18 protein-coding genes are annotated in these 18,113 nt (G+C 38.2%); all 18 read left to right on the top strand.

From position 1 onward, the window contains the following. Window positions 1–159 precede the first annotated feature (159 nt). The 18 genes from rnmV to yabN all read left to right on the top strand — a co-directional run bounded on the left by rnmV (window position 160) and on the right by yabN (window position 18,098). Window positions 160–720, top strand: coding sequence for a ribonuclease M5 (gene rnmV, locus M3175_RS23530; RefSeq protein ID WP_251524229.1), 561 nt, complete (start codon window positions 160–162; stop codon window positions 718–720). Next, window positions 713–1,591: a 16S rRNA (adenine(1518)-N(6)/adenine(1519)-N(6))-dimethyltransferase RsmA gene (gene rsmA / locus M3175_RS23525; protein WP_251524226.1), complete on the top strand. Its 879-nt coding sequence runs from the start codon at window positions 713–715 to the stop codon at window positions 1,589–1,591. The genes rnmV and rsmA overlap by 8 nt, the downstream gene beginning before the upstream one ends. A gap of 136 nt (window positions 1,592–1,727) precedes the next feature. Beyond that, on the top strand, window positions 1,728–2,606 hold the full coding sequence (gene yabG, locus M3175_RS23520; RefSeq protein ID WP_251524222.1) for a sporulation peptidase YabG: 879 nt from the start codon (window positions 1,728–1,730) through the stop codon (window positions 2,604–2,606). Between the two features lie 209 nt (window positions 2,607–2,815). After that, window positions 2,816–3,079 carry a biofilm formation stimulator Veg gene (gene veg / locus M3175_RS23515; RefSeq protein WP_066059266.1) on the top strand — a complete coding sequence of 88 codons (264 nt, stop codon included), beginning with the start codon at window positions 2,816–2,818 and terminating at the stop codon, window positions 3,077–3,079. Between the two features lie 177 nt (window positions 3,080–3,256). Next, window positions 3,257–3,433 carry a small, acid-soluble spore protein, alpha/beta type gene (locus tag M3175_RS23510; protein WP_119706206.1) on the top strand — a complete coding sequence of 59 codons (177 nt, stop codon included), beginning with the start codon at window positions 3,257–3,259 and terminating at the stop codon, window positions 3,431–3,433. Window positions 3,434–3,609: 176 nt separating this feature from the next. Next, entirely contained in the window at window positions 3,610–4,479 is an 870-nt protein-coding gene (gene ispE, locus M3175_RS23505; RefSeq protein ID WP_251524219.1) for a 4-(cytidine 5'-diphospho)-2-C-methyl-D-erythritol kinase, read from the top strand. A 55-nt stretch (window positions 4,480–4,534) separates the two neighbouring features. Further along, window positions 4,535–5,371, top strand: coding sequence for a pur operon repressor (purR, locus tag M3175_RS23500; RefSeq protein WP_251524216.1), 837 nt, complete (start codon window positions 4,535–4,537; stop codon window positions 5,369–5,371). Beyond that, window positions 5,368–5,742 carry a RidA family protein gene (locus M3175_RS23495; RefSeq protein WP_251524213.1) on the top strand — a complete coding sequence of 125 codons (375 nt, stop codon included), beginning with the start codon at window positions 5,368–5,370 and terminating at the stop codon, window positions 5,740–5,742. Before purR ends, M3175_RS23495 begins: the two co-directional genes overlap by 4 nt. 161 nt (window positions 5,743–5,903) lie before the next feature. Beyond that, window positions 5,904–6,194 carry a septation regulator SpoVG gene (gene spoVG / locus M3175_RS23490; protein WP_003347151.1) on the top strand — a complete coding sequence of 97 codons (291 nt, stop codon included), beginning with the start codon at window positions 5,904–5,906 and terminating at the stop codon, window positions 6,192–6,194. A gap of 213 nt (window positions 6,195–6,407) precedes the next feature. Continuing rightward, window positions 6,408–7,784, top strand: a complete 1,377-nt coding sequence (glmU, locus tag M3175_RS23485) for a bifunctional UDP-N-acetylglucosamine diphosphorylase/glucosamine-1-phosphate N-acetyltransferase GlmU (protein WP_251524209.1) — start codon at window positions 6,408–6,410, stop codon at window positions 7,782–7,784. 17 nt (window positions 7,785–7,801) lie between these two features. Then, window positions 7,802–8,761, top strand: coding sequence for a ribose-phosphate diphosphokinase (locus tag M3175_RS23480; RefSeq protein ID WP_160548422.1), 960 nt, complete (start codon window positions 7,802–7,804; stop codon window positions 8,759–8,761). A 129-nt stretch (window positions 8,762–8,890) separates the two neighbouring features. Beyond that, window positions 8,891–9,523: a 50S ribosomal protein L25/general stress protein Ctc gene (locus tag M3175_RS23475; protein ID WP_251524206.1), complete on the top strand. Its 633-nt coding sequence runs from the start codon at window positions 8,891–8,893 to the stop codon at window positions 9,521–9,523. An 80-nt stretch (window positions 9,524–9,603) separates the two neighbouring features. Then, window positions 9,604–10,164, top strand: coding sequence for an aminoacyl-tRNA hydrolase (gene pth, locus M3175_RS23470; RefSeq protein WP_251524203.1), 561 nt, complete (start codon window positions 9,604–9,606; stop codon window positions 10,162–10,164). 132 nt (window positions 10,165–10,296) lie between these two features. Beyond that, window positions 10,297–10,527 carry an anti-sigma-F factor Fin gene (gene fin / locus M3175_RS23465; protein WP_251524199.1) on the top strand — a complete coding sequence of 77 codons (231 nt, stop codon included), beginning with the start codon at window positions 10,297–10,299 and terminating at the stop codon, window positions 10,525–10,527. A gap of 78 nt (window positions 10,528–10,605) precedes the next feature. Then, complete coding sequence (mfd, locus tag M3175_RS23460) at window positions 10,606–14,145, top strand: transcription-repair coupling factor (RefSeq protein ID WP_251524197.1); 3,540 nt, start codon at window positions 10,606–10,608, stop codon at window positions 14,143–14,145. A gap of 230 nt (window positions 14,146–14,375) precedes the next feature. Next, window positions 14,376–14,912 (top strand): stage V sporulation protein T, encoded by a 537-nt coding sequence (gene spoVT / locus M3175_RS23455; RefSeq protein WP_119706216.1) that lies wholly within the window; start codon window positions 14,376–14,378, stop codon window positions 14,910–14,912. A 109-nt stretch (window positions 14,913–15,021) separates the two neighbouring features. Continuing rightward, complete coding sequence (locus M3175_RS23450; protein WP_251524194.1) at window positions 15,022–16,632, top strand: putative polysaccharide biosynthesis protein; 1,611 nt, start codon at window positions 15,022–15,024, stop codon at window positions 16,630–16,632. Continuing rightward, entirely contained in the window at window positions 16,632–18,098 is a 1,467-nt protein-coding gene (yabN, locus tag M3175_RS23445; protein ID WP_251524191.1) for a bifunctional methyltransferase/pyrophosphohydrolase YabN, read from the top strand. Before M3175_RS23450 ends, yabN begins: the two co-directional genes overlap by 1 nt. Window positions 18,099–18,113: the final 15 nt, after the last annotated feature.

Raw genomic sequence — 18,113 nt, 5'->3', positions numbered from 1 at the left:
CTGCCCTCTGCTTTTTTGTGTTTTTATCCGTTTTTCATTACAATTGGTTTATACTATATAGACGAATGAAGTAGCGAGAATGTTTCATTTTTATTTCAATTATTTTAATTTTTTTTCAGATGACTGTTTATTTAATGGTATGTGTAGTGGGAGGACTTTATGAAGATACAGGAAATTATCGTTGTGGAGGGTAAAGACGATACTACAGCCATTCAAAGGGCTGTAGATGCGGATACAATTGAAACCAATGGTTCTGCGTTAAATGAAGATACAATCAACAGGATAAGAAGGGCCCAGCAGACGAGGGGAGTTATTGTTTTTACTGACCCAGACTATCCTGGTCAAAAAATAAGACAAACGATTGCTGAACATGTACCGAATTGCAAGCATGCCTTTATCCCAAAGGAGAATGCACTACATAAAAGAGGGAAGGGTGTTGGTGTCGAACATGCTTCAGTAGAAGAGATTCAAAAGGCTCTTCGACATGCGCACCTTATGAAGGAAGAAGTAGAAGTACAAATTACTCAAGAGGATTTACTAACTGCAGGCTTAATCGGTGGGCCAAAGGCAAAGGAACGGCGAGAGAAGCTCGGTAAACTCCTTTCGATTGGATATACAAATGGAAAGCAACTTTATAAGCGACTATTGATGTTTCAAATAAGTAAAACAGAGTTTTCAAAAGCTCTAGCCGTTATTTTTCAGGAGGAAACAGATGAATAAAGATATAGCTACCCCTGTAAGGACACAGGAAATACTAAAGAAGTTTGGCTTTTCTTTCAAAAAAAGCTTAGGTCAAAACTTCTTGATTGATACGAATATTCTAAAGAGAATTGTTGATCATGCTAATTTAACTGAAAAGTCCGGAGCCATCGAAATTGGGCCAGGAATTGGGGCATTAACAGAGCAATTAGCAAGAAATAGTGAAAAGGTAGTTGCGTTTGAAATTGATCAGAGATTGCTACCAATTTTAAAAGAGACACTAGCTCCCTATCCAAACACAACCATCATTCATGAAGATGTATTAAAAGCAAATGTAAAAGAAGTCATCGGGGAACAGTTCACGGGCATTGAAGACATTATGGTTGTAGCCAATCTACCATACTACGTAACGACTCCGATTATTATGAAGTTATTAGAGGAGAAACTCCCAATTAGAGGAATTGTTTGTATGCTTCAAAAAGAAGTAGCCGACCGTATCGCTGCGAAACCTGGCGGAAAGGAATATGGATCCCTTTCGATTGCTGTTCAATATTATACAGAAGCAGAGACGGTTATGATTGTTCCAAAAACCGTGTTTATGCCACAACCAAATGTGGATTCTGCAGTTATTCGATTAACAGTTAGGGAAGAGCCGATAGTTAAAGTTCGAAGTGAAGACTTTTTCTTTCAAGTAACTAGAGCAAGCTTCGCTCAGCGTCGGAAAACGATTTTAAACAACTTAACAAGCCAGTTACCCGACGGAAAGATCAAAAAGGACAAGATATTGCAGGCGCTTGAAAAAGCTCAAATTGAGCCATCTAGAAGAGGGGAGACATTGTCGATTGCTGAGTTTGCACAACTTAGCGATGCATTGCTCGACCACTTTGCTTAAAAGACCCCACTGAGGGTCTTTTTCTTATATTAATTGAATGTCTCAACGATATCACGACTTTTAAGCTCCCTGCATAGGATAATTAAGAATTATTCTATTTGAATGCTCTAGTTTTGGGCTAATTGGAGTGACTACATTGACGATTAACCTTTTGGATGTCGTTGGGAGAGTTTCGTATAATTGTGATATTATCTTTCGGGTTATAGATATACGTGAAGAAAAAGGAAAGAAGCTTGCTATTTTATATGGGGAGGATATTCGAATTATTGCGGACGCACCCTATGAAGATTTGGTCGTGATTGATCAAAATACCCGATCTAAAGTAGCTTCAGAGTATCAGTCACTTGAGGAGCAATCTTACCAGCTTTTTCGGCAGGATGTGGACCTTTTGCAGTTTAAACAGGAGTTTGAAGTAACTGAAGGTTACAGTAAGCCGTTTAATTATTTTCAAGTACCAGGTAAAGTGTTACATCTTGATGGTGATCCTTCCTATTTGCAAAAGTGCTTAACTTTGTATGAAAAAATAGGAGTACCTGTAACAGGCATACATGTAAATGAAAAGGAAATGCCTAATAAAATAGGATCTTTAATTGATTATTATCGTCCAGATATCCTTGTAATAACAGGGCATGATGCGTATTCAAAGTCCAAGGGGAAACCTACGGATATCAATGCATATCGGCATTCCAAACACTTTGTTCAAACGGTAAGAGAGGCTAGAAAAAAGTTCCCTCATCTCGACCAACTGGTCATCTTTGCAGGAGCCTGTCAGTCGCATTTTGAATCCTTGATTCAAGCGGGTGCTAACTTTGCAAGTTCCCCATCAAGAGTAAACATACACGCCCTGGATCCTGTCTATATTGTAGCTAAAATTTCCTTTACTCCGTTTATGGAGAGAATTAACGTATGGGATGTATTGAGAAATACATTAACGGGAGAAAAAGGACTCGGAGGAATCGAAACAAAAGGCGTACTACGAACAGGTATGCCTTATAACAAAGGTAATCATGAATAAGAAATGCCGTTCAAAATAGAACGGTATTTTTTTGTTTCAAAATTCGGTACATATTTCAAAATAAATAGGTAATCCTAAAAATGTTGAAAATTAGAAGAAAATGCTGAACAAAAAATATTGACTTTTATTTTTAAACACTGTTATAATTTATTATTTTGTTTGACTATACAGTGTAAATGTGTTATACTTTACATAGTGAGGTGGACCGAATGGCAAAAACTTTGGTTGATATTAAAAAAGCTCTTGATTCAAATTTAGGAAAAAGACTTTTGCTCAAGGCCAATGGTGGTCGAAGAAAGACGATTGAAAGATACGGAATTCTTGCAGAAACGTATCCATCTGTGTTTGTAATTGAGTTAGATCAAGAAGAAAATGCTTTCGAACGTGTATCGTACAGCTATGCAGACGTTTTAACAGAGACGGTTCAAATTACTTTCTATGAAGATACAACAGGACAAATGGCACTAAGTTAATGTTGTCCTTATCGTGTAAGCAGTGAACTATGGTTTGCTGCTTTTTAATTTGTTTTATATTTTATATTTTCTTTTAAAAACTATACATAAATTAATCAATTTTTCTCTAAAAGCTAATGAATTTCTAACCACTTCAACATAATAAGAGTGTCGTGATGAAGAAAGGGGATGTTAATCGTGAGCAGAAGAAGAGGGATGATGTCAGAAGGGTTTAAAGAGGAACTAGCGAAGGAGCTGGGTTTCTATGATGTCGTTCAAAAAGAAGGTTGGGGCGGCATTAAAGCAAAAGACGCTGGCAACATGGTCAAGCGTGCGATTGAAATAGCGCAACAGCAGTTAACGGAAAAGCGTTAAAAGCAGCAACCTTTTTACTTCATGCGAGAGTTAACTAACAATTCGAATTCATTGCGACAAAAGCCGGAGAAAACTGATTCTCCGGCTTTTTTGTGTGGAGAGGTCTTACTTTTATCGTTTTGTGGTAAAATAGGACAAAAATGGACTAGAGAGAATGTTTAAAGTAGGTGGAGATGTTGAAGCTTTTAATAAAAGCTCCCGCAAAGATCAATTTATCGTTAGATGTATTACATAAACGATCAGATGGGTTTCATGAAGTAGAAATGATCATGACAACCATAGACCTTGCTGATCGAGTTGAATTAACCTTTTTAGAAGAGGATACCATTCGAATCAATTCCCAAAATCGGTTTGTTCCAGATGATCAAAGAAATCTAGCTTTTCAAGCAGCAAAACTATTGAAAGAAAGATTTCAAGTAAAAGCTGGTGTTCATATTTCTATTGAGAAAAATATACCTGTTGCGGCAGGGTTAGCTGGTGGGAGCAGTGATGCAGCGGCAACCTTAAGGGGATTAAACAAGCTTTGGAAATTGAACTTAACATTGGACGAGCTTGCAGAGTTAGGTTCCGAGATTGGGTCGGATGTGTCCTTTTGTGTTTACGGTGGAACGGCGTTAGCAAAAGGGCGTGGAGAAAAGATTACACAACTTCCTCCACCCCCTACTTGTTGGGTCGTTTTAGCAAAGCCATTTATCGGTGTTTCTACAGCAGATGTGTACAGAAGGCTTGAATTAAGTGGAATCAGTCATCCAAACCTTCCTGCAATGGTCGAGGCGATTAAGAAGGGAAGCTTTGAAGGTGTTTGTGACAATGTTGGAAATGTGTTAGAGGAAGTGACTTTAAAGCTCTATCCAGAGGTTGCTCAAATTAAGGATCAAATGCAACGATTTGGTGCAGATGCGGTGTTGATGAGTGGAAGTGGTCCAACTGTATTTGCTCTTGTACATCATGATTCAAGAATGCACCGATTATACAATGGGCTGAGAGGATTTTGTGATCAGGTTTTTGCTGTACGCATGCTAGGAGAACGACATACCCTTGATTAAATCCGTACATTAATGGTATATTATCGTTAAAACATTCGGATATGGGAGGTCTATTATGAAGTTTCGTCGAAGCGAAAGGTTAGTAGATATGACGAATTATTTGCTTGAGCACCCCCAGCAATTAGTATCACTTTCTTTCTTTTCAGAAAGGTATGGTTCCGCTAAATCATCCATAAGTGAAGATTTAGCAATCATAAAAGAGACTTTTGAGAAGAGAGGAATTGGAACGCTGAAAACGGTTCCTGGAGCATCAGGTGGTGTAAAGTTTACCGTAAAAGTATCAGATGACGAAGCAAGGCCCATTATTAATGAATTATGTGGCCTGATAGCTGACCCTGATCGGCTGCTACCAGGTGGATATCTTTATATGACAGATATATTAGGAGATCCTGCGATTGTTCAAAAGGCTGGTCGCTTGCTTGCTTCTGCTTTTACAGAAGAGAAAATTGATCTTGTTATGACAGTGGCAACTAAGGGAATTCCTTTGGCTTATGCCGTAGCAAGTCATTTAAATGTGCCGGTTGTTATCGTGCGCAGAGATAATAAAGTAACTGAGGGTTCAACTGTAAGTATTAACTACGTGTCTGGATCAACCGGAAGAATTCAAACGATGGTTCTGTCCAAACGTAGCATGGAGCAGGGAGCTAACGTTTTAATTGTTGATGATTTTATGAAAGCAGGCGGAACGGTTAACGGAATGATTAGTATGTTGAATGAGTTTAATGCTAATTTAGCTGGAATTGCCGTACTGGTGGAAGCTGAAAAAATCGAAGAGAGACTAGTGGACGATTATTTATCCTTAGTAAAGCTTTCGGATGTAGATGTAAAAGAAAAGCAAATTCAAGTGAATGAAGGAAATTATTTTTTACATAAACAGGAGGAATTAGTATGAAAGTAGTTCAAACAAATGAAGCACCTGCAGCTATCGGGCCATATTCTCAAGGTATCGTTGTAAACAATATGTTTTATAGCTCTGGTCAGATTCCTTTAACTGCCGATGGTGATTTACTTCAAGGAGATGTTAAAGAACAAACACATCAAGTATTTAAAAACTTACAGGCTGTCCTAAAAGAAGCAGGAGCAACGCTCGAAACGGTAGTAAAGGCAACTGTATTTATTAAGAACATGGATGAGTTTGCTGCAGTAAATGAAGTGTATGGTGAATATTTCTCTGTACATAAACCAGCTCGTTCTTGTGTGGAAGTAGCAAGATTGCCGAAGGATGTATTAGTAGAAATCGAAGTAATTGCACTCGTCAAATAAGACGAGTGTTTTTTTTATTAGCTTGATTCTTAATAAATTACAAAAAGTTCACGATTTAGACTAATTTTTCAAAAAAAAATGAATTTAAAGAAGGAGATATGAAAAATTTGTTGAATATGTAAACGTAGATTATATCTAATTGTGCAAAGGTGGTGAACAGGATGGAAGTAACAGACGTAAGATTACGCCGCGTTAATACAGACGGACGTATGAGAGCAATCGCATCCATTACGCTTGATAATGAGTTTGTTGTTCACGATATCCGCGTGATAGACGGAAATAACGGATTATTCGTTGCTATGCCTAGTAAACGCACACCAGATGGAGAGTTTCGCGATATCGCTCATCCGATCAATTCAGGTACACGTGGGAAGATTCAAGAAGCAGTTTTAGCTGAGTACCACCGTTTAGGTGAATTAGAAGTTGAATTTGAAGAAGCCGGTGCTTCCTAAAAAAATAAACAACAAGGGCCTACTTCCTAAGGGTAAGGCTCTTTTTTATGGCTTCTAAACCCATATGTTCTCTCCTACATACTACTACCCATAAAAATAAACGGTTAAACCTTCCTTAATGTTAAAATCATGCAGTTTTCTATCAGTTCTTGAAATATACGTGTATTTAAGATATATTCTTAATGGATAAAAAGGTATATTGGAGGCCTGTAAATGTCGAATCGGTATGCGGTAGTATTAGCCGCAGGTCAAGGAACTAGGATGAAATCAAAACTGTACAAAGTTCTCCATCCTGTTGGTGGTAAGCCTATGGTGCAGCATGTAATCGATCATGTGAAAAAGCTTAATATAAACAGCATTGTAACAGTTATTGGACACGGAGCGGAACTTGTAAAAGCACAGCTAGGCGAAGAGAGTAGCTATGTGCTTCAAGAGCAACAGCTTGGAACAGCACATGCTGTTATGCAAGCAAGGGATATACTAAAGGATAAAGAAGGCATTACCATTGTTGTATGTGGCGACACACCTTTAATTAAGGCAACGACGATGGAAGCATTGTTTAAGCATCATGAAGAGACTTCTGCTAAAGCAACGATTTTAACAGCGTGGACAAATGACCCTACAGGCTATGGACGTATTATTAGAAATGAAGATGGATCGGTTGAAAAAATTGTTGAGCATAAAGATGCAACGAATGAAGAACGCTTAGTTAAAGAGATTAATACGGGAACATATTGCTTTGATAATAAAGCCCTCTTTGACGCCCTATCAAAGGTTTCAAATGATAATGTTCAAGGAGAGTACTATTTACCAGATGTGATTGAAATTCTAAAAAATGCTGGTGAGATAGTAACAGCATATCAAACAGAAGATTTTGAAGAAACATTGGGTGTTAATGACCGAGTAGCATTAGCTGAAGCGGAACGTATCTTTAAAGAGCGTACAAATGAGTGGCATATGCGTAACGGTGTTACAATAATTGATCCTTCAAGTACATATATTGGTCCGGATGTAGAGATTGGTCAAGATACCATTCTTTACCCTGGAACGATATTATCTGGTGGAACAGTTATTGGTGAGGATTGCATAATTGGTCCACAAACTGAAATCCACAATTGTAAAATTGGCAAAGGAACGGCTATCCGTCAGTCAGCCGCTTACGATAGTGAAATTGGTAATGAGGTTGCCATTGGTCCGTTTGCGCACATAAGACCTCAATCGAATATTCATGATGATGTGAAAATTGGAAACTTTGTTGAAATCAAGAAAGCTGTATTTGGCAAAGGAAGTAAGGCTTCCCATCTGAGCTATATTGGAGATGCAGAAGTTGGTAGCAATGTAAACATTGGTTGTGGATCGATTACGGTGAACTATGATGGGAAAAATAAGTACTTAACAACAATTGAAGACAATGTATTTATAGGTTGTAATTCAAATCTTGTAGCTCCTGTTAGAGTTGGAGAAGGAGCGTATGTAGCAGCTGGGTCAACCATCACGAAAGATGTCCCTGGAGAAGCACTTGCTATAGCTAGAGCAAAACAAGTAAACAAAGAAGATTATGTTTCGAAATTAAATAGCATAAAGAAATAAGCAATCGGAGGTCCATCATGTCAAATCAGTATTTAGATCCAAATTTAAAGGTGTTTACTCTTAATTCTAATCCAGCGTTAGCAGCAGAAATTGCAAAGGTCATTGGTGTAGAATTAGGGAAATGTTCAGTAACTCGTTTTAGCGATGGGGAAATCCAAATCAATATTGAAGAAAGTATCCGTGGCTGTGATGTGTTTATTATCCAATCCACAAGCTCACCGGTTAATGAGCATTTGATGGAGTTATTGATTATGATTGATGCACTTAAGAGAGCATCTGCAAAATCAATTGGTATCGTAATGCCTTATTACGGGTATGCACGTCAAGACCGTAAAGCTAGAGCTCGTGAACCAATTACAGCTAAACTGGCAGCGAATTTACTTGAAACTGCGGGAGCTACTCGTGTGATTACATTGGACCTACATGCACCACAAATCCAAGGTTTCTTTGATATTCCAATTGACCACCTTATGGGTGTTCCAATTCTATCTCAATACTTTAGCAAGAAGGATCTAAGTGGTGACATCGTAGTTGTTTCACCAGATCATGGTGGGGTAACCAGAGCGCGTAAAATGGCGGAAAGACTTAAAGCACCAATTGCAATTATTGATAAGCGTCGACCTAGACCAAATGTTGCTGAGGTAATGAATATTGTTGGTAATATCGAAGGAAAGACAGCTATTTTAATCGACGATATTATTGATACAGCTGGTACGATTACACTTGCTGCTAATGCACTTGTTGAAAATGGTGCGGCTGAAGTGTACGCATGCTGTACACATGCAGTACTATCTGGTCCTGCCATTGAAAGAATTGAAAACTCAAAAATTAAAGAGCTTGTTGTAACAAACTCAATTGCGTTATCTGAAGAGAAAAAAGCGTCTAAGAAGATCAAGGAACTTTCCGTTGCTGAGCTTTTAGGAGAGGCTATTATCCGTGTTCACGAAGAACAATCTGTAAGTATTTTGTTTGATTAATAAAAGATGAGGCTTGCTTTTAATGCAAGCCTCATTGTTTAGGTTAAATTAAAAATTTCTACGTTTAGACTTTCCTGTTTAAGGGCATTTTTTATAAAGAGACCTTAATATTGGAAGGAGAAAACGACTTTGACTACCCAATTACATGCACATGAACGTGAGGATTTCCGTCAATCCACTTTGTCCATTATGCGTCACGAAGGACAAGTGCCAGCAGTAGTATATGGCACAAATGTAGATAGCAAAGCGCTATATATAAATGCTAGTGATTTCCTTAAAACAATTCGAGAAGTGGGCAGAAATGGTGTGATTTCTCTTGATCTTGATGGAGAAACATACGATGTCATTTTATCGGATTATCAAATGGATCCAATAAAGAAGGAAATACTACACGCTGATTTTCTCGCTGTGGATATGTCAAAAGAAATACAAGTAAACGTTCGTGTTACACTTGTAGGTGAGGCTGCAGGGGTGAAAGATGGTGGAGTTCTCCAACAACCTTTACATGAAGTAAGCATTACAGCCACACCAGCGGATATTCCACAAGTTATTGAGGTAGATGTTAGCAATCTTCAAGTTGGAGAGACAATGTCTATTGCAGATATTCAAGGACGTACGTCTTACCATATTAACAATGAAGACGAAGAGACCATCGTGTCTATTCTCCCTCCTAGACAAGAAAAGGAAATTAGTACTGGTGAAGAACAAGAACCAGGAATTCCTGAAAATCTAGAAGGAAGAGAGACAGGGGCTGTCGAATAATTAAACATAACAAAGCAATCACTAAAGGGACTGACCATATTCGTTTGGCCAGCCCCTTTTGATGTTGTAAGAGGTGAAACATGAAACTATTTATCGGTTTAGGCAACCCAGGAAAACAGTATGATCAAACAAGACATAATGTAGGATTTGAAGTCATTGATCATTTATCTAATGAATGGAATATAAAGCTTGATCAATCGAAATTTAAAGGAATCTATGGTGTGGGTTATGTAAATGGGGAAAAAGTTTTTCTACTAAAGCCATTAACTTATATGAATTTGTCGGGAGAGTCTATCCGTCCGTTAATGGATTACTTTAATATATCGATTGAAGATATCGTTGTTATATATGATGATCTTGACCTGCCAGTAGGGAAGCTACGTTTAAGAGAGAAAGGCAGTGCTGGTGGTCATAACGGCATAAAGTCGTCTATCGCTCATCTAGGAACACAAGAGTTTAAACGTATACGTGTGGGAGTTGGAAGGCCAACAAATGGGATGAGTATTAGTGACTATGTCCTTAGTAGATTTACAAAGGAAGAGCAAGAAACCATTAACCTCATAGTGAGAAAATCCGGGGAAGCATGCATGGATTGGCTAAAGGACCCTTTCTTGCAAGTAATGAACCATTATAATCAATAATTGTAAGGAAAAATGAATCTTCGGTTATCATTGTTGCGTGGATTACATATCGTATATAAGTAATGAGTGAATAAAGTCTGTCCTAAAAGGTCAATACTAAGCTTAATGAATTGTTTACTAGGAGGGACAGGCATGGCCATTCATTACCATTGCCGACACTGCGGACATACAATGGGCACCATTGAACAAACTACTTTAGAGTCTGAAAGATTAGGACTTCACATGCTGAATGGTGAAGAGCGACTTGATATGGTAAGGTATGATACAGAGGGAAATATGCATATTAAATCGATTTGTGAGGATTGTCAGGAATTGCTAGAAAGAAATCCAGACTTTCATGAACAAGACTATCTAATTCAGTAAAACGCTTTGGAGAAACATCCAAAGCATTTTTCTGTTTTTATATTACATACATGTGTAGGTATTGGGAGGAGGGCATATATGTTAGCAATTAAGCAACTTTTCAGTGAACTAGATGATACAAAATCTGTCCTTTCTGGAATTGAAGAAGGCATTACTGAACAGCTGATTGCGGGGCTATCAGGTTCTGCAAGAACAGTATTTTTGGCATCGATATATGAACGTATGAAAAAGCCAATGCTTATCGTTACTCATAATCTGTTACAAGCGCAAAAGCTATACGATGATTTAATTCAATTGGTCGAGGTAGATGAGGTCTTCCTATATCCAGCTAATGAACTAATAGCAGCCGAGATGAGTATTGCTAGTCCAGAATTAAAGGCGCAGAGAATAGAGGCTTTGAATTATTTAAGCAGCAATGCAGGGGGAATCATTATTGCTCCAATTGCTGGAGTTAGAAAATATCTTCCGCCACTCGAGCTATGGAAATCTAAGCAATATTCGATTTCCATAGGGCAGGATATCGAGCTAGGTGAACTTAGTCTTCAGCTTGTGAAAATGGGCTACGCCAGATCTGAAATGGTTGCAGCACCTGGTGAATTTAGTGTACGTGGGGGAATATTAGATATTTATCCGCTGACGGAAGCGGACCCGATTCGGGTAGAGTTTTTTGATACAGAAGTAGATTCTATCCGCACGTTCTCATTGGAAGATCAACGCTCAAAGGAAAAGTTGTCTACGGTTTTTATTGGGCCAGCAACGGAATCTCCATTAGATGATTCCCATTTTCCAATAATCGCTCAACGACTTGAAGAGCACCTAGCTAAGAGCTTGAAAAAGCTGAAGGATGAGAAAGTAAAAACTTTATTGTCTCAAAATATAGGCTATGAGATCGAACAACTAAAGAATGGTCAAAGGCCAGAGCAGTTATTTAAGTATTTATCTTTCGCCTATGAAAAGTCTAACAGTCTATTAGACTATTTGCCGAAAAACGGTCTTATTTTTGTAGATGAAATTAGTAGAGTTCAGGAAATGAGCGATTCTTTGGATAAAGAGGAAGCAGAATGGTATACAAGCCTTCTAGGGGAAGGAAAGATTGTTCATGATATTCTTGTGTCTCACCATCTGAATGGAATGCTACAAAAATCAAATAAATTAATTGTCTATATGTCACTTTTCCTACGACATGTTCCCAATACGAACCCTCAGAACATTATTAATGTCACTTGTAAGCAAATGCAGAATTTCCATGGGCAGATGAATGTATTAAAAGGGGAAATTGAGCGTTGGAAAAAAGGAAAGTATTCGGTCATTTTTTTAGGAGAAGATAGTGAGAAAAGTAAGAAACTAGAAAGAGTATTAGAAGACTATGAAATTGAGGCAGTTGTTGCAAACCAAAAGCAGGATATTTTAAAAGGTAAAGTCCAAATCATGCAAGGTGGGTTACAAACAGGCTTTGAGTTACCAATACAGAAAATTGTTGTTATAACAGAGGAAGAACTTTTTAATAAACGTTCGAAGAAAACAACAAGAAGGCAAAAGTTATCTAATGCTGAGAGGATTAAAAGTTACTCAGAATTAAAAGTGGGCGACTATGTTGTTCACGTGAATCATGGGATAGGGAAGTATCTAGGGATAGAAACGCTCGTCATTAACGGAGTGCATAAGGATTATTTACACATTCGCTATCAAGGAACCGATAAGTTATATGTTCCTGTAGAGCAAATTGATTTGGTTCAAAAATATGTGGGATCTGAGGGCAAAGAGCCGAAAATTTATAAGCTTGGTGGGAATGACTGGAAACGTGTGAAAACGAAGGTTCAGTCATCTGTTCAAGATATTGCTGATGATCTTATTAAGCTTTATGCAGAAAGAGAAGCTTCTGTCGGCTACGCTTTTAATCCTGATGGAGATATGCAGAGGGAGTTTGAATCAGCATTTCCATACCAAGAGACCGAGGATCAATTGCGTTCTATCCAGGAAATTAAAAAAGATATGGAAAGAGAACGTCCGATGGATCGACTGCTGTGTGGGGATGTGGGATACGGAAAGACAGAGGTTGCCATTCGTGCTGCGTTTAAAGCAATTGCAGATGGTAAGCAGGTTGCTTTGCTCGTCCCAACTACGATCTTAGCTCAGCAACACTATGAGACCATGAGGGAACGTTTTCAAGATTATCCAATTAATATTGGTCTACTAAGTCGTTTTAGAAGCAGAAAGCAGCAGAATGAGACTATTAATGGCTTAAAGACGGGTACGGTAGATGTGGTGGTAGGAACTCATCGTATTCTTTCTAAAGACATTACGTATCGGGATTTAGGGCTGTTGATTATTGATGAGGAACAGCGTTTTGGAGTCACACATAAGGAAAAGATTAAGCAGTTAAAAACAAATGTGGATGTGCTCACGTTAACGGCTACTCCGATCCCGAGAACTCTTCATATGTCGATGCTTGGAGTAAGGGATTTATCGGTAATTGAGACTCCTCCGGAGAACCGTTTCCCGGTTCAAACCTATGTGATGGAGTATAACGGTGGATTGGTAAAAGAAGCGATTGAAAGGGAGTTAGCACGTGGTGGGCAAGTTTATTTCCTTTACAATCGAGTGGAGGATATTGAAAGAAAAGCAGAAGAAATCAGAGCGCTTGTGCCAGATGCACGTGTGACGTACGCGCACGGGAAAATGACAGAGAATGAGCTTGAGTCCGTTATGCTTGGGTTTTTAGAAGGAGAATCGGATGTACTTGTTAGTACGACCATTATTGAAACAGGTGTAGATATTCCTAATGTAAATACATTGATTGTGTTCGATGCTGACCGTATGGGGCTTTCTCAGTTGTATCAGCTAAGAGGACGTGTAGGACGATCCAATCGAGTGGCATACGCCTACTTTACCTATAGAAAAGATAAGGTTCTAACAGAAGTTGCAGAAAAAAGACTTCAGGCTATTAAAGAATTTACCGAGCTTGGTTCAGGTTTCAAAATAGCCATGCGTGACTTATCTATTCGTGGGGCTGGAAATCTATTAGGTGCAGAGCAGCATGGATTTATTGATTCTGTCGGATTTGACCTATATTCTCAAATGCTTAAGGAAGCAATAGAGGAAAGAAAAGTTGGTATTGATAAAGAAGTGGTTATTAAGCCTGTTGAGATTGATGTGGAGGTAGATGCATATATACCAGACACATACATTCGTGATGGAAATCAAAAAATTGAAATGTATAAGCGGTTCCGTGGACTATTAACTCTTGAAGATGTACAAGAGCTTCAAGAGGAGATGATCGATCGGTTCGGTGAATTCCCTGATGAAGTGGCTTACCTGTTCCAATTATCTGAGTTAAAGGTCTATGCAAGAATGGCTGGTGTTGAGACAATTAAGCAAAGTAAAAATGAAATTAATATTATTGTCTCTGAAGAGGATAGTTCTCAAATAGATGGTCAAAAAATATTTGAGGTAAGCAGTCAATTTGGCCGTATGGTTGGACTTGGAATGGACGGAAGTAAATTAAAGATGGTTCTTCATATTAAGGGAGTTGGGTTAGATCAGTGGCTAGACGCTGCTTTCAAGATGATGAAAGGTCTTCATAATGCAAGGAAGGATCTAGGAAGTATTGTCTCTTAAGAGATAAATAGCATAGTAAAATGTTTAATTGCAATGGTAAGGGGGAAGTAAAAATAAACCGGTATATTTATCCATTATTGTTAAATTTAACATTTTAGAGAAAAAACTATGTAAGTGTATAGAACTTTCCATATGAAAGATACTAAGTTCAAACAATGGCAATCATTTCACAACGTAGAGAGATGGATGCCAATCGTTTAAATCATCAGATGAAAGTGAGGCAACGTTGGATGAAAGCAACTGGTATTGTTCGTCGAATCGATGATTTGGGTCGTGTCGTCATTCCTAAAGAAATCCGCAGAACTCTTCGAATTCGTGAGGGAGACCCGTTAGAAATTTTCGTAGACCGCGATGGAGAGGTGATCTTAAAGAAGTATTCTCCAATCAGCGAGTTAAGTGACTTTGCAAAGGAATATGCAGAGGCTCTATACGATAGCTTAGGAAATCCCATCTTAATTTGTGACAGAGATGCTTACATAGCTGTTGCAGGTAGCTCAAAGAAGGACTATTTAAATAAGAATATTAGTGATCTTGTTGAAAAGACAATGGAAGACAGAACCTCGGTCATCATTACTCAACAGGGTGAAGTGGCATTAATCGATGGAATTGATGAAACCATTTCTTCATACACCGTCGGTCCAATTATTGCAAACGGTGATCCTATCGGTGCTGTTATCATCTTCTCGAAAGAATCCACAATCGGTGAAGTAGAGCGTAAAGCTGTAGAAACAGCTGCTGGATTCCTTGCAAGACAAATGGAGTCATAAAGATTAAATGGAAAGGGGTAGCAATCAGCTACCTCTTTTTCCGTCTTATCATGTATGCATGTCTCCGATGTGCTATAATAACTCCGAATTACATAAATTGGGGGTGAGGGTGATTAAACCCCATAAAGAGTCACATACCATACTAAAGGGAACCTTACTTCTTACTGTTTCTGCACTTATTATCAAAGTGCTAAGTGCGTTTTATCGAATTCCCTTCCAAAACCTAGTTGGGGACGTAGGATTTTATATCTATCAACAAGCCTATCCCTTCTACGGAATGGCATTGGTGTTATGTACATACGGCTTTCCTGTTATTATATCTAAACTTTATATCGAAAAAATGAGCGTAAAAGACGTTCAAGGAGCAAAGAAGCTAATTGTTACCTCCTCTTTTCTTTTATCTTTGATTGGAGTCATCCTATTTGTAGCTTTATTTTACGGTGCTCCCTATATAGCCTCTTTTATGCAAGACCCACATATTGCCCTTCTGTTACAGGCCATTTCATTTATCTTTCTTTTATTCCCGGTTCTGTCTATTTTAAGAGGGGTTTTCCAGGGAAGTGGTGATATGAAGCCAACGGCAATTTCACAAGTAAGTGAACAATTTATACGAGTCAGCACCATTCTTATGATTGCCTTCGCCCTAAGGAATGAAGATCTTTATACAGTGGGAGCAGGGGCAATGTTCGGTTCCATTGTCGGAGGGTTAGTAGCAGTGTCCGTATTGCTTTTCTATTTTAAAAAAAGGCAAAAGGATCTCCCGGTGTTTTTCCAAAAAACATCACTTCCATCATGGTATGAAGCAAAGGGACTAATAAAATTACTATGTATTCAAGGATTTGCTATCAGTGTAAGTAGTATGCTTCTCTTGTTTATTCAACTGGCAGATTCTCTGAACCTCTATTCTTTATTATTAAAAATCATGACAAATGAACATGCTGCAAAGGAAATTAAGGGAATATATGATCGAGGAGTTCCTCTTATTCAACTCGGAACAGTAGTAGCTACATCAATGTCCTTATCTCTTGTCCCAATCATCTCTAGTGAAAAAGTGAAAATGAATATGAGGGTGCTACATGATCGGATCCGTTTATCTTTACTTATTAGTATAATGGTTGGAATTGGAGCAAGTATTGGTCTTCTTTCCATTATTGAGCCGACCAATATCTTTTTATTTCAGAATAGCGAAGGATCATCTATTCTTGCCATGCAAAGCACCATTATTCTTTTAAGTTCACTAATTATCACTTTATGTGCCGTACTTCAAGGACTGGGGCAAATCGTATTCCCTGCGATAACAATTGTACTTGGCTGTTTGTTAAAATATTTATTTAATATGTATTTCGTGCCCCTATTTGGAGCTTATGGTGCGGTCTTTGCTTCCGTCATATCACTTGTGATCATCAGCATCCTTTTGTTTATGGTTCTCCTAACAAGGGTAAAGGGAGAGATTATAAAAGGGAAAGAGTTAATAAAGGTTGCAGTGGCTGCTTTAATTATGTTTCTGATATTAAAAGGGTATCAGTGGCTTATTGATCATTTCCTTATTGAACCGAGTCGATTAGTGGCCGGGTTAGAAGCAATGGTTGGAGTTATATTAGGTGGTCTAAGCTACTTAATTGTTATATTAAGATTACATACATTTAAAGAGAGTGAATTGAGTTTACTGCCTCTTGGAAGCAAACTAATACAATTACTCCCGAAAAAAAATAGGAGTTGATGAATTTGAATCAAATTCAGATCGTTGGTCTGGGTGCAGGTGATATGGATCAGCTGCCAATGGGCATATATAAAATTTTAAAACAAAGTGAGAGAGTATATCTTCGAACGAAAGAACATCCTGTAGTGGAACAGTTAGTTAGAGAAGAAGATTTTCAGTTTTCTTCATATGATCATATATACGAAGCAAAAGAAACATTTGATGAGGTTTATGCGTCTATATGTGATGATCTTATCTCAAAAGCCCATGTGGAGTCACTAGTGTATGCTGTTCCTGGACATCCACTGGTTGCCGAGCGTACGGTTCAAATCCTGTTAGAAAAAGCGAATGAGCTACAGGTAGAGATTGAGGTTATTGGAGGTCAAAGTTTTTTAGATCCTTTGTTTCAGGCAGTAAAAATCGACCCCATTGAGGGATTCCAACTTTTAGATGGAACAAATCTGAAACGTGATGAACTTTATATGAATCAGCATCTGATTATTGGGCAGGTATATGACACGTTCATTGCCTCAGAAGTGAAACTAACATTAATGGAAAAATACCCTTTTGACCATGTTGTGGCCATTGTAACAGCAGCAGGTACATCCAAAGAACAAGTCAAAAAGGTTCCGTTGCATGAGCTTGACCGGGAAGTGACATTAAATAACTTAACCTCAGTATATGTTCCACCTGTTCAAAAAGAAGAGTTATCTTATAAGGAGTTTTCTAAGCTTAGAAAGATTATTGCTGAACTTCGTGGACCAAATGGCTGTCCGTGGGATAAAAAGCAAACACACCAATCCTTAAAAAAGTATCTTATCGAAGAGTCGTATGAGTTAATTGAAGCAATTGATGAAGATGATATTGACCATATGATTGAAGAGCTGGGAGACGTGCTACTTCAAGTGATGCTACATGCGCAGATTGGAGAAGATGAAGGATATTTCTCTATTGATGAAGTAATTGAAGGGATATCGGGAAAAATGGTCAGAAGGCATCCGCATGTATTTGGTGATGTAACCGCGGAAACGGCTGAAGATGTATTGAAGAATTGGCAAGAGATTAAAGTGGAGGAAAAAGGAGAACAAAAAGTTTCTATTCTTGATGGTGTAGGTACCCATTTACCTAATTTAATACGTGCTTATGAACTGCAAAAAAAGGCGGCAAAAGTTGGCTTTGATTGGGAAAATGTAGTACAAGCATGGGAAAAGGTAAAGGAAGAACTACTTGAGTTTGAGGAAGAACTCGCCAAGGAGACACATACAGACGACTTACAGAAGGAATTGGGAGATATCTTGTTCGCTCTGGTCAATATTGCTCGGTTCCTAGAAATTCAACCTGAAGAGGCATTATTTCAAACAAATCAAAAGTTCTTGCGGCGCTTTGCTTTTATAGAGACTAAGGTACTTGCTAGTGGGAAAGGTTTTGATGAATTTACATTAGAAGAGCTTGATCAGTTCTGGAATGAGGCAAAAAAAGAAGAGTGATGAGGAGGAGTTTTA

It is taken from the genome of Robertmurraya korlensis (genome assembly GCF_023715225.1).
In the GTDB taxonomy this organism is placed as follows: Bacteria; Bacillota; Bacilli; order Bacillales; family Cytobacillaceae; genus Robertmurraya_A.
Note: the sequence above shows the minus strand (reverse complement) of the source record. Positions and strands in the feature narration are given on the sequence as shown.